The sequence below is a fragment of the Angustibacter peucedani genome (genome assembly GCF_054779595.1).
In genome coordinates this window covers 47410-58378 of record NZ_BAAGXY010000030.1, presented here as the reverse complement: position 1 = coordinate 58378, position 10969 = coordinate 47410, and the positions used below count along the sequence as shown (strand labels likewise).

The window sequence follows — 10969 nt, the reverse complement described above, 5'->3', positions numbered from 1 at the left end:
CTCTTCGGCCAGGCGCTGCAGCCCGTCATGCCGCCGCTGGGCGGCCGTGCGCGGGTCGGGCGTGCCGTCGGCCGCGGGCTGCGGCGCGGACCACGCGTCGACCGCCGCCTTGAGGGCCGCTCCGGCCCGCTTGGTCAGCAGCGCCTCCAGGTGCCACAGGCCCGAGTCCATCGGCACCAGCGTCACCCCACGCACCTGCTCCTGACGCTTCCCGTCCCGCGCCAACCGGTCGTCGGCATCAGGGTCGAGGGAGGCGCGTAGCTTCGCGGCCAGCTTCGCCAGGGCTTTCGGATCGAGTCGGTCCGTCTCGCCCAGCAGCAGCGCCTGGCTGCGGGCCACGGCCTCGGCGGGCACCGCACCGACCGGGACCTGCGGCGGCAGCAGTGCCGCGACCGTGCTGGCGATGACATCGGCCTGCTCCCCGCTGATCACCCCGGCCAGCAGCGCCTCCCGGGTCGGTCCCAGCTGCGGCGCAGCGGGCGAGCGGTAGAACGCCTCCGCCCGAGCCGCGATCCGCGCCGCCTCACCCGGGCTGCACGCTGGCAGCTCGCGCCGCACCCATGCGGCCAGATCACGGCACCCGCTCTGCCGCGGCAGCCCGCGCTGCATCGCTTCTGCGGCGAGCTGGATCTTGGCGACGTGCGCCATCCGCTCGGCGTGGTCGTGACGGCGCAGCTCAGCACCCAGGGCGTCCCCTGCGAGCTGCCACGTCGCCGTCGTCATGCGTCAAACCTAGCGGCAGCCACCGACAACACGTTGTGGCACAACAGGCCTGTGGATGATGTGACCACCGCTCTCCACCGGTGGACGACGCCGCTCCCGTCCTCCACAGCTGCCGCCGACGACGTGTGTTCCGGACGCGCGCTGTCCGGAACCGGGTCTACGGTCGCCGTCATGGACATGCTGATGCGAGACCAGATCGCTGCCGCCGACCTCGCCGACTGGCGGCTGCTGGCCCAGGGCCTGCACGCGCGCTACCTCGTCGAGGACTTCGCGGCGGGGGCCCGCTTCGTCGCCGCGGTGGCCGCGACCGCCGACCCGGGCGGTCACCACCCACGGGTCACGGTCGGCGACGGGTTCGTCGACCTCAAGGCCATCAGCACCGACGCGGTCTACCGCGACGGCGAGGGAGTCGAGCACGTCGTCGAGTGGGTGACGCAGCGCGACGTCGACCTGGCGCGCCAGGTCACCGAGGTCGCCGCCGAGCTCGGGCTGCGGGCCGATCCCCGGTCGGTCACCGGGATCGAGCTGGCGCTCGACACCGTGCGGTCGGGCGCTGTCGCCGACTTCTGGGCCGTGCTGCTCACCGGCACGACCAGCTCGCGCGGTCGGGGCAGCCTGGACGACGGCATCCGCGACGCGACCGAGCGCCTCCCCGGCCTGTGGTTCCAGGAGACCGACGAGCACGAGACGCCGCGGCAGCGCTTCCACCTCGACGTGTGGGTCCCGCCCGAGGTCGCCGACGAGCGCATCGCCGCCGCGGTCGCAGCGGGTGGCACGGTCGTCGACGACAGCGAGGCGCCGTCGTTCACCGTGCTGGCCGACGCCGACGGCAACCGGGCCTGCGTCTGCACCAGCCTGGCCGCCGCGAAGAGCTAGATCCAGCTCGGGAACCACATCCGCGCCGCCCACTGCGCGTACGGGATCACCTGCGCCGTGTACACCGGCCAGAAGAAGAAGAACAGCATCACGCACACGACGACGTACGAGCCCGCGAACGTCGCGCCGACCAGCCGTCGGCGCGGCGACGCGGTCGGCGGCCCGAGCACCATCCCCATCACGTAGGTGACGGCCAGGACCAGCCAGGGGAGGAAGGCGATCGCGTAGAACGAGTAGATGGTGCGTTGCTGGAAGGCGAACCACGGGACGTACCCCGCGACGACGCCGGCCAGGATCGCGCCCGCGCGCCAGTCGCGGCGCAGCGCCCAGACCGCCAGCAGCACGAACACCGCGATCGCCGCGCCCCACCACAGCGTCGGCGTCCCGATCGAGGTGATCGCCTTGCTGCACTGCGCGACCGTGCAGCCGTCCTGTCCGCGGGTCTTGGTCTCGTAGAAGAAGGAGGTCGGCCGGCCCTGCACGATCCACGACCACGGGTTCGTCTTGTACGGGTGGCTCGAGGTCAGCGTGACGTGGAAGTGGTACATCTGCTGGTGGTAGTGCCACAGCCCGCGCAGCGCGTCCGGCACGAAGCCGAAGCTCTTCGACGGGTGCGCCGCGCCCCAGTCCCGGTCCCAGCCGCCCTTGGTCGCGAACCAGCCGGTCCACGACGCGAGGTAGGTCGCCAGCGCCACGGGCACGACGGTCAGGAAGGCGGGCACGCCGTCCTTCACCAGCCCGCCGAGCAGCCACTGCCGCACCCCGGCAGCCCGACGCGCCCCGACGTCCCACAGCACCGTCATCAGGCCGAAGACCACGACGAAGTACAGACCCGACCACTTGGTGCCGCAGCACAGCCCGAGGCACAGCGCGGCCAGCAGCCGCCACGGCCGCCACCCGAGGGACGGGCCGGTGCCGTTGAGCCGCCCGCCGCCGCCGACCCGAGCGCGGGCCACCACCACCGCCAGACGCTCGCGCGCGTGGTCGCGGTCGACCAGCAGCGCCCCGAACGCCGCGAGCGCCCAGAACATCACGAACAGGTCGAGCAGCCCGGTGCGGCTGTGCACGAAGTGGTGCCCGTCGAACGCGAGCAGCAGCGCCGCGATGCAGCCCAGCAGCGTGGAGCCGAGCAGCCGCCGCGCGATCCGCCCGATCATCAGGATCGACAACGTGCCGCACAGGGCCACCGTGAAGCGCCAGCCGAACGAGCTCGTCTGGCCGAACAGCTGCTCGCCGGCGGCGATCATCCACTTGCCCACCGGCGGGTGGACGACGAAGTCCGCGCTCTTGCCCCACACGTCCGTCGTGCCGCTGGTGAAGAGCCGGTCGGGCGTCGTGCCGAGGCTCGGCGCCACCGACCGCTCGTAGCCGTAGTCGAGGAACGACGAGCCCTGCTTGACGTAGTAGGTCTCGTCGAACACCAGCTGGTGCGGCCGTCCGAGGTGCCAGAACCGGAAGAACCCGCCGACCGCTGCGATCGCGAGCGGACCCACCCAGCCCCACAGCGCGGACGTCGGCCGCCGCCCCAGCAGGTGGGTGCGCAGCCGGGCGTCGAGCTGGGCGCTCGGCGGCGCGGCGGTGGTCACCGCGCCATCGTAGGCAGCGCCTATCGTCAGGGCATGGATCTGGGTCTGCGCGGAGCCCGCGCCGTCGTCACCGGGGCCAGCCGCGGCCTCGGCCTCGCCATCGCCGACTCGCTCGCGGCCGAAGGGGCGGACGTCGCCCTCTTCGCCCGCGGAGCGGAGGGCCTCGCCGCCGCCGCCCTCCAGGTGGCGCGGCACGGCACCCGGGTCGTCACGCGTCGCGTCGACGTCACCGACCACGGGGCGCTCGCCACGGCCGTCGACGAGGTGGCCGACGAGCTCGGCGGCCTCGACCGGCTGGTGGCCAACGCCGGGGGCACCGTGGGCGGCAACCTGCTCGACAGCACGCCGGCCGACTTCACCGCGACCTTCGAGCTGAATGCCGGGCACGCCGCTGCCCTGGTGCACGCGGGCTACGTCCACCTCGTGCGCGCCGGGGGCGGGGCCGTCGTCCTGGTCACCAGCATCACCGGCTCACGGGTCGCACCGCGCACCACCTACGCCGTGGCCAAGGCGGCAGAGATCCACCTCGCCCGCGTCCTCGCCGACGAGCTGGCGGGAGACGGCATCCGGGTCAACGCGGTGAGCCCGGGCAGCATCTTGTTCGAGGGCGGTGGGTGGGACGCGTTGCGTCTGGACGACCCCGAGGCCTTCGGGCGCTTCGAGCAGGGCGAGTTCCCCTGGGGCCGGCTCGGCCGGGCCGACGAGGTGGCCGACGTCGTCACCTTCCTGCTCTCGGAGCGCGCCACCTGGGTCACCGGTGCGGACGTCGTCGTCGACGGCGCGCAGCACCGGGCCAGCGCCCGCCGGTTCGGCTCCTCGTGAGCGGGCTGCTCGTGCTCGCCGGCACGCCGATCGGTGACGTGACCGACGCCCCGCCGCGGCTGGTGGCCGCCCTGCGCGACGCCGACGTCGTCGCCGCCGAGGACACCCGGCGGCTGCACCGGTTGACCCAGACGCTCGACGTCCAGCCGTCGGGCCGGGTGGTCAGCTACCACGAGCACAACGAGCAGCGGCGCACGCCCGAGCTCGTCGAGCAGCTGGTCGGCGGCGCGACCGTGGTCGTCGTCACGGACGCCGGCATGCCGTCGGTCTCGGACCCCGGCTACCGGCTCGTGGCCGCGGCGGTCGACGCCGGCGTGCGCGTCACGGCCGTGCCCGGCCCGAGCGCCGTGCTCACCGCCCTGGCCCTGAGCGGGTTGCCGGTCGACCGGTTCTGCTTCGAGGGCTTCCTGCCGCGCAAGCCGGGCGAGCGCTCGCGGACCGTCGCCGAGCTGGCCGCCGAGCGCCGCACGCTGGTGTTCTTCGAGGCCCCGCACCGGCTCGCCGCCGCCCTGGGCGCGCTGGCCGAGGGCTTCGGCGCCGACCGCCGGGCCGCCGTGTGCCGCGAGCTGACGAAGACGTACGAGGAGGTCGTGCGGGCGCCGCTCGGCGACCTCGTGCGCTGGGCCGAGGACGGCGAGGTGCGCGGGGAGATCACGGTGGTGGTCGAGGGCGCCGCGCCGCCGGCGGACGCCACCCCCGAGCAGCTCGTCGCCCAGGTGCAGCAACGGGTGGCCGACGGGGTGCGGCTCAAGGAGGCCGTGGCCGAGGTGGCGACGGCGCACGGCACCAGCAAGCGCGAGCTGTACGACGCCGTCCTCGCCGCCCGAGCCTGACTAGCCTGGGGCGATGGAGTTCCGTCGCATCCCGGGCCTGCCGCCGTACGTGTTCACGATCATCGACGGCCTGAAGGTCGAGGCGCGCCGGGCCGGCCGCGACGTCATCGACCTCGGCTTCGGCAACCCCGACATCCCGTCGCCGGAGATCGCCGTCGAGAAGCTGGCCGAGGCCGCGCACAACGCGCGCAACCACCGCTACTCCTCCTCGCGCGGCATCCCGAAGCTGCGCCAGGCCGTGGCCGGCCTCTACCGTCGCCGGTTCGGCGTCGAGCTCGACCCCGAGACCGAGGTCATCAGCACCATCGGCGCCAAGGAGGGCTTCAGCCACCTGATGTGGGTGCTGCTGCAGCCCGGCGACGCGGCGCTCGTGCCCTCGCCGTCGTACCCGATCCACATCTGGGGCCCGTACTTCGCCGGCGCCGACGCGCGGCAGGTCGGCGTCGGGCCGGGGCAGGACTTCGTCGAGAACGTCATGGAGGCCTGGGAGTACGGCTGGCCCAAGCCGCGCGTCGTCGTCCTGTCCTTCCCGCACAACCCGACGACGGCGACGGTCGAGTTGGCCGACCTGCAGCGGCTGGTCGACTGGGCCCGCGAGCGCGACGTCGTCCTGGTGCACGACTTCGCCTACGCCGAGACGGCGTTCGACGGCTGGGTGCCGCCGTCGATCCTGCAGTGCGAGGGCGGGCGGGACGTCGCGGTCGAGCTCTACTCGATGACCAAGTCGTTCTCGATGGCCGGCTGGCGGGTGGCGTTCCTGGTCGGCAACCGCGAGGTCGTGGGCGCCCTGGCCAAGCTGAAGAGCTACCTCGACTACGGCACCTTCCAGCCGATCCAGATCGCGGCGACGGTGACGCTCGACGAGGCGGTCGACTACCCGGCCGAGGTCAACGCGGTCTACCAGCGCCGCCGCGACGCGCTGTGCGACGGGCTCGACCGCGCGGGCTGGGGCATCGAGCGGCCGCGCGGCACGATGTTCGCCTGGGCGCCGATCCCGGAGCCCTACCGCGACATGGGGTCGATCGAGTTCGCGACGCACCTCGTGCGCGAGTGCGACGTCGCGGTCAGCCCCGGCGTCGGCTTCGGCGCGCAGGGCGACGGCTACGTGCGGTTCGCGCTGATCGAGAACGAGCAGCGCATCGCCCAGGCGGCGCGCCAGCTCAAGCGTGGGCTCACGCGTCTGGGGTGAGGCCCTTCTGCGGGTAGACCGTCTCGCGCCGCTCGAGCATCTCGACGAACTGCGCGATGCGTCGGGCGCGCGTCTCGGGCTTCTTGGCCTGCCCGACCCGGTGCAGCACCGCGAACCGGTTGGTGCGGTTGAGCAGGCCGAACACCTCGGTGGCCACGGGGCTCGCCGCCACCGCCGCCGCGAGGTCGTCGGGCACCTCGGCCGTGGCCGGGCCGACGTAGGCGGCGTCCCAGCGCCCGTCGGCCTTGGCGGCGTCGACGGCGGCCAGCCCGGCGGGCTGCATCAGCCCGGCCTCGGTGAGCCGGCCGACGGTGGCGACGTTCTTCTGCGACCAGATGCTGCGCGGGCGTCGCGGGGTGAACCGCTGGTACCAGACCGTCTCGTCGCCCTTGCGCGACTGCCCGTCGATCCAGCCGTAGCAGAGCGCCTCGGTGACCGCGGACTCCCAGCGCACGGAGGTGGGCACGACGGCCTTGCCCTTGCCGAGCACCAGCCACACGCCGGGGGAGGTGGCGTGGTGCTCGTGCAGCCAGGCGCGCCACGCAGCCGGGTCGGGCAGCAGCAGGTCGGGCAGGTCGTCGGCCATGGACCTGACGCTAGCCAGCACCGCCGACAGCCGGGCGCATCGTCGTGATGTGCTCGATCACGGCTGTGGTCGAGATCGACGGGGTGCGCTCGAGGTAGACCACCTCGCACACGTCGGACAGGTGGTCGAACTTCCCGGCCCAGTCGTCACCCATCACCAGCACGTCGGCGCCGTGCTGCACGACGTACTCGCGCTTGAGCTCGAGCGACTCCTCGACGAACACCTCGTCGACGCAGCGCAGGTTCGCCACCAGCTCGCAGCGCTCCTCCTGGCTGAAGACCGCGTTGCGCGCCTTCTTCGAGAAGTTCAGCGCGTCCGACGACACCCCGACCACCAGCCGGTCGCCGCGCTCGCGCGAGCGCTGCAGGATGCGCAGGTGCCCGACGTGCAGGACGTCGAAGGTCCCGAAGGTGATCACCGTGGTCATGCGGCCGGCCCTCTCTCGCGGTCGCGCCAGCCTAGCCACGGGACCCCCGCGATCACGGGGAAGCGGGCGTCGACAGCACGCAGAAGGCGTTGCCCTCCGGGTCGGCCATGACCTCCCACGGGACGTCGCCCTGCCCGACGTCGAGCGGCGCCGCCCCCAGGGCGAGCAGCCGCGACACCTCCTCGCCCTGCGGGCTGCCGGGCCGCGGCCGGACGTCGAGGTGCAGCCGGTCGAGCCCGGACGGCGGCTCGGCCACCGGGTACAGCTCGAGGAAGACGCCGTCGGGCGACCGCAGCGCGACCAGCCCGGTGTCGTGCCGCTCCCACCCGGTCGCCTCGCGGTAGAACGCCAGCAGGGCCTCGGGGTCGACGGCCTGGACGACGACCGCTGCCACCGCGCCGGCCGTGTACTCGGGCCGCGGCTCGAGCACGCAGAACGGCGTGCCCTCGGGGTCGCGCAGGACGGTCCACGGCACCGGCCCGACGTCCACCCGCGTCGCGCCGGCGTGCACGAGCCGCAGCACGGTGTCGTGGTGGTGCTGGTGGTCGCGCGTGCGCAGGTCGAGGTGCACGCGCCCGCGGGCCGGCCCGAGGTCGGGCACCGGCACGAAGACCAGTCGCAGGTGCGGGTCGCCGGCCGGCGGGTCCAGGTCGACCTCGTGCTCGTCGCGGTAGGACTCCGACCAGCCCAGCGCGTGCGCCCACCAGGCGGCCTGCGCGTCGACGTCCACCGCGTTCCACACCACGTGCTCGAACGCGGTGCTCATGGCTGCCGCCCCGCGCCCAGCACCGCCTCGGCCTCGACCTCGACGAGCAGCCGCCGGTCGATCAGCGCCTGCACCTCGACCATCGTCGAGACCGGCCGGACGTCGGCGAACACCTCGCCGTGCGCCCGGCCGACGTCCGACCAGCAGGCGATGTCGGTGACGTACATGCGGGTGCGGACGACGTCCGCCGGGCTCGCCCCGACCTCGGCCAGCGCGGCCACGACCCGGCGCAGCGCCTCGCGGGTCTGGGCGTAGGCGTCGTCGCCGCCGACCGGTGGCCCGTCGGGCGTGCTCGCCGTCGTCCCCGCGACCCAGACGTGGTCGCCGACGCGCACCGCGCGGCTGTAGCCGACGACGGACTCCCAGGACGCGCCGGACGAGACGTTCTGCCGCTGCGGCCCGGCCGCCGGCTCCGCTGCTGGCTCGCTCATGGCCCGACGCTACTGCCGCGGACAAACCGCTGGCGCCCCCTCACTAGGCTTGGGGCATGAGCCACGTCCTGTCCGCCGTCGCCTGGCCGTACGCCAACGGTCCGCGCCACATCGGCCACGTGGCCGGTTTCGGCGTCCCGTCCGACGTCTTCAGCCGGTACATGCGGATGTGCGGGCACGACGTCCTGATGGTCAGCGGCACCGACGAGCACGGCACGCCGATCCTGGTGCAGGCCGAGGCCGAGGGCGTCTCGCCGCAGGAGCTCGCCGACCGCTACAACCGGCGGATCGTCGAGGACCTCGCCGCGCTCGGGCTGACCTACGACCTGTTCACCCGGACGACGACCCGCAACCACGCCGCCGTGGCCCAGGAGCTGTTCCGGGGCGTGCAGCGCAACGGGTACATGGTCGAGCAGACCACCCGCGGCGCCATCTCGCCGTCGACCGGTCGCACCCTGCCCGACCGCTTCATCGAGGGCACCTGCCCGATCTGCGGCTACGACGGCGCGCGCGGCGACCAGTGCGACAACTGCGGCAACCAGCTCGACCCGACCGACCTGATCGAGCCGCGCAGCAAGATCAACGGCGAGACGCCGGAGTTCGTCGAGACCCAGCACTTCTTCCTCGACCTGCCCGCCCTGGCCGAGGCGCTGGGGGCCTGGCTGGACGAGCGCGAGGCGACCGGCACGTGGCGGCCGAACGTCATCAAGTTCAGCAAGAACCTCGTCGAGGACCTGCGGCCGCGCGCCATGACCCGCGACCTGGACTGGGGCATCCTCGTGCCGGGCTGGGAGGACCAGCCCACCAAGCGCCTCTACGTCTGGTTCGACGCGGTCATCGGGTACCTTTCGGCGTCCGTCGAGTGGGCGCGGCGCACCGGCGACCCGGACGCCTGGCGTGCCTGGTGGAACGACCCCGAGGCCCTGTCGTACTACTTCATGGGCAAGGACAACATCACGTTCCACGCCCAGATCTGGCCGGCCGAGCTGCTGGGCTACAACGGCAAGGGCGACAAGGGTGGCGAGCCCGGCGAGTACGGCGAGCTCAACCTGCCGAGCGAGGTCGTCAGCAGCGAGTTCCTCACCATGGAGAGCCGCAAGTTCTCGTCCAGCCGCGGCGTCGTCATCTACGTCCACGAGTTCCTGCAGCGCTACCAGCCGGACGCCCTGCGCTACTTCCTCACCGCTGCCGGCCCCGAGACCAACGACACCGACTTCACCTGGGCCGAGTTCGTGCGCCGCACCAACGACGAGCTCGTCGCCGGGTGGGGCAACCTCGTCAACCGCACGGCCAACCTGGTGCACAAGAACTTCGGCGAGATCCCGCCCGCCGGCGAGCTGACGGACGACGACCGCGCGCTGCTCGCGACGACGTCCGCCGCGTTCGACGCCGTGGGGGAGCTGCTCGGGACCCACCGGATGAAGCAGGCGCTGGCCGAGGCGATGCGCGTCGTGTCGGCGGTCAACACCTACCTGTCGGACCAGACGCCGTGGAAGCTCAAGGAGGACCGCGAGCGCATGGGCACGGTGCTGCACGTGGCGGTGCAGGCGATCAGCGACTGCCGCACGCTGCTGTCGCCGTTCCTGCCGTTCAGCGCGCAGACGGTGCACGAGGTCTTCGGCGGCACGGGCGTCGTCTCGCCGATGCCCGAGATCCGCGAGGTCGACGACCTCGACGGCGGGGCGCCGTACCCGGTGCTGATGGGCGACTACAGCGGCTTCCCGCGGTGGGAGTCGGTGCCGGTCGAGGTCGGCGCGACGGTCGGGCCGCCGGTGCCCGTCTTCACCAAGCTCGACCCGTCGGTGGTCGACGAGGAGCTGGCCCGGCTGGGCGGCAGCGGCTCGTGAGCGAGCGGGCCGAGCTGCCGCCGACCCCGGACCCGCTGCCCCTGCCGGTCGTCGACAACCACACCCACCTCGACATCGGCGGCTCGACGCGCGACAGCTGGCCCGACCACGACGAGGTCGAGGTCGACGACGACGCGCTCGACGCCCTGCTGCAGCGCGCCGCCGGCGTCAACGTCACCCGGGCGGTGCAGGTCGGCTGCGACCTGCCCAGCGCCCGCTGGACCGTGCGGCTCGTCGACCGCCAGCCCCGCCTCCTCGGTGCGGTGGCCCTGCACCCCAACGAGGCCCCGCGACTGGCCGAGGTCGGGCAGCTCGACGCCGCGATCGACGAGATCGCCTCTCTCGCAGCGCATCCACGGGTGCGGTGCATCGGCGAGACCGGCCTGGACTACTTCCGCACCGGGCCTGACGGCCAGGCCGTGCAGCAGGAGTCGTTCCGGCGGCACATCGCCCTCGCCAAGGAGCTCGACCTCGCGCTGCAGATCCACGACCGCGACGCGCACGACGACGTCCTACGGATCCTGGCGGAGGAGGGAGCGCCGGCGCGCACGGTCTTCCACTGCTTCAGCGGGGACGTCGCGATGGCCCGCCGCGCGGTCGACGCCGGCTACTTCCTGTCGTTCGCGGGGACGGTGACGTTCAAGAACGCGCAGGGCCTGCGCGACGCGCTGGCCGTCACGCCGCTCGACCGTCTGCAGGTCGAGACCGACGCGCCGTACCTCACGCCGACCCCGTACCGCGGACGGCCGAACGCCAGCTACCTGGTGCCGCACACGGTGCGCGCCATGGCGCAGGTGCTGGCGGTCGACGTCCCGGCGCTGTGCCGCGCGCTCGACGCCACCGCCGAGCACCTCTACGGCCCCTGGGGCTGAACCGCGTCCAG

Annotated in this window: 12 protein-coding genes; 6 read left to right on the top strand and 6 right to left on the bottom strand. The window is 73.3% G+C overall.

The features are described from left to right. On the bottom strand, positions 1-723 hold a 723-nt coding region (locus ACYVJ4_RS07355), incomplete at its 3' end, for a DUF222 domain-containing protein (protein ID WP_460459462.1). 171 nt (positions 724-894) lie between these two features. Here ACYVJ4_RS07355 and ACYVJ4_RS07350 point away from each other — a divergent pair. Then, on the top strand, positions 895-1599 hold the full coding sequence (locus ACYVJ4_RS07350; protein WP_460459461.1) for a VOC family protein: 705 nt from the start codon (positions 895-897) through the stop codon (positions 1597-1599). Here ACYVJ4_RS07350 and ACYVJ4_RS07345 read toward each other — a convergent pair. Next, the gene (locus ACYVJ4_RS07345; protein WP_460459460.1) at positions 1596-3185 is read right to left on the bottom strand and encodes a dolichyl-phosphate-mannose--protein mannosyltransferase; all 1590 of its coding nucleotides are present in this window, start codon (positions 3183-3185) and stop codon (positions 1596-1598) included. The genes ACYVJ4_RS07350 and ACYVJ4_RS07345 overlap by 4 nt on opposite strands. 33 nt (positions 3186-3218) lie before the next feature. Between ACYVJ4_RS07345 and ACYVJ4_RS07340 the strand changes: the two genes are divergently transcribed. From ACYVJ4_RS07340 to ACYVJ4_RS07330, 3 genes are read left to right on the top strand one after another with little or no spacing between them, the layout of a single operon-like run. Next, a complete protein-coding gene (locus ACYVJ4_RS07340; protein ID WP_460459459.1) occupies positions 3219-4007 on the top strand; it encodes an SDR family NAD(P)-dependent oxidoreductase in 789 nt (262 codons plus the stop codon). Continuing rightward, positions 4004-4840, top strand: a complete 837-nt coding sequence (gene rsmI, locus ACYVJ4_RS07335) for a 16S rRNA (cytidine(1402)-2'-O)-methyltransferase (protein WP_460459458.1) — start codon at positions 4004-4006, stop codon at positions 4838-4840. The genes ACYVJ4_RS07340 and rsmI overlap by 4 nt, the downstream gene beginning before the upstream one ends. A gap of 13 nt (positions 4841-4853) precedes the next feature. Beyond that, positions 4854-6029: an aminotransferase class I/II-fold pyridoxal phosphate-dependent enzyme gene (locus ACYVJ4_RS07330; RefSeq protein WP_460459457.1), complete on the top strand. Its 1176-nt coding sequence runs from the start codon at positions 4854-4856 to the stop codon at positions 6027-6029. Here the strand turns inward: ACYVJ4_RS07330 and ACYVJ4_RS07325 are convergent. Genes ACYVJ4_RS07325 through ACYVJ4_RS07310 form a run of 4 tightly spaced genes read right to left on the bottom strand, consistent with a single transcriptional unit; the run spans position 6013 to position 8239 of the window. After that, positions 6013-6615 carry a YdeI/OmpD-associated family protein gene (locus ACYVJ4_RS07325; RefSeq protein WP_460459456.1) on the bottom strand — a complete coding sequence of 201 codons (603 nt, stop codon included), beginning with the start codon at positions 6613-6615 and terminating at the stop codon, positions 6013-6015. The two genes, ACYVJ4_RS07330 and ACYVJ4_RS07325, sit on opposite strands and share 17 nt — an antisense overlap. Before the next feature lie 10 nt (positions 6616-6625). Continuing rightward, the gene (locus ACYVJ4_RS07320) at positions 6626-7042 is read right to left on the bottom strand and encodes an adenylyltransferase/cytidyltransferase family protein (protein ID WP_460459455.1); all 417 of its coding nucleotides are present in this window, start codon (positions 7040-7042) and stop codon (positions 6626-6628) included. A gap of 52 nt (positions 7043-7094) precedes the next feature. Then, complete coding sequence (locus ACYVJ4_RS07315) at positions 7095-7808, bottom strand: VOC family protein (RefSeq protein ID WP_460459454.1); 714 nt, start codon at positions 7806-7808, stop codon at positions 7095-7097. Further along, a complete protein-coding gene (locus tag ACYVJ4_RS07310) occupies positions 7805-8239 on the bottom strand; it encodes a RidA family protein (protein ID WP_460459453.1) in 435 nt (144 codons plus the stop codon). The genes ACYVJ4_RS07315 and ACYVJ4_RS07310 overlap by 4 nt, the downstream gene beginning before the upstream one ends. Before the next feature lie 56 nt (positions 8240-8295). Here ACYVJ4_RS07310 and metG point away from each other — a divergent pair, with 56 nt between their 5' ends. Next, positions 8296-10086 (top strand): methionine--tRNA ligase, encoded by a 1791-nt coding sequence (gene metG / locus ACYVJ4_RS07305; protein WP_460459452.1) that lies wholly within the window; start codon positions 8296-8298, stop codon positions 10084-10086. Further along, positions 10083-10958, top strand: a complete 876-nt coding sequence (locus tag ACYVJ4_RS07300) for a TatD family hydrolase (RefSeq protein WP_460459451.1) — start codon at positions 10083-10085, stop codon at positions 10956-10958. The genes metG and ACYVJ4_RS07300 overlap by 4 nt, the downstream gene beginning before the upstream one ends. Positions 10959-10969: the final 11 nt, after the last annotated feature.

What these genes read in the sequence shown, in the direction of transcription:
- ACYVJ4_RS07350 (WP_460459461.1), top strand. Translation starts at nt 895, where the DNA reads ATGGACATGCTGATGCGAGACCAGATCGCTGCCGCCGACCTCGCCGAC.
- ACYVJ4_RS07340 (WP_460459459.1), top strand. Translation starts at nt 3,219, where the DNA reads ATGGATCTGGGTCTGCGCGGAGCCCGCGCCGTCGTCACCGGGGCCAGC.
- ACYVJ4_RS07330 (WP_460459457.1), top strand. Translation starts at nt 4,854, where the DNA reads ATGGAGTTCCGTCGCATCCCGGGCCTGCCGCCGTACGTGTTCACGATC.
- ACYVJ4_RS07325 (WP_460459456.1), bottom strand. Translation starts at nt 6,615, where the DNA reads ATGGCCGACGACCTGCCCGACCTGCTGCTGCCCGACCCGGCTGCGTGG.
- ACYVJ4_RS07320 (WP_460459455.1), bottom strand. Translation starts at nt 7,042, where the DNA reads ATGACCACGGTGATCACCTTCGGGACCTTCGACGTCCTGCACGTCGGG.
- ACYVJ4_RS07315 (WP_460459454.1), bottom strand. Translation starts at nt 7,808, where the DNA reads ATGAGCACCGCGTTCGAGCACGTGGTGTGGAACGCGGTGGACGTCGAC.
- ACYVJ4_RS07310 (WP_460459453.1), bottom strand. Translation starts at nt 8,239, where the DNA reads ATGAGCGAGCCAGCAGCGGAGCCGGCGGCCGGGCCGCAGCGGCAGAAC.
- metG (WP_460459452.1), top strand. Translation starts at nt 8,296, where the DNA reads ATGAGCCACGTCCTGTCCGCCGTCGCCTGGCCGTACGCCAACGGTCCG.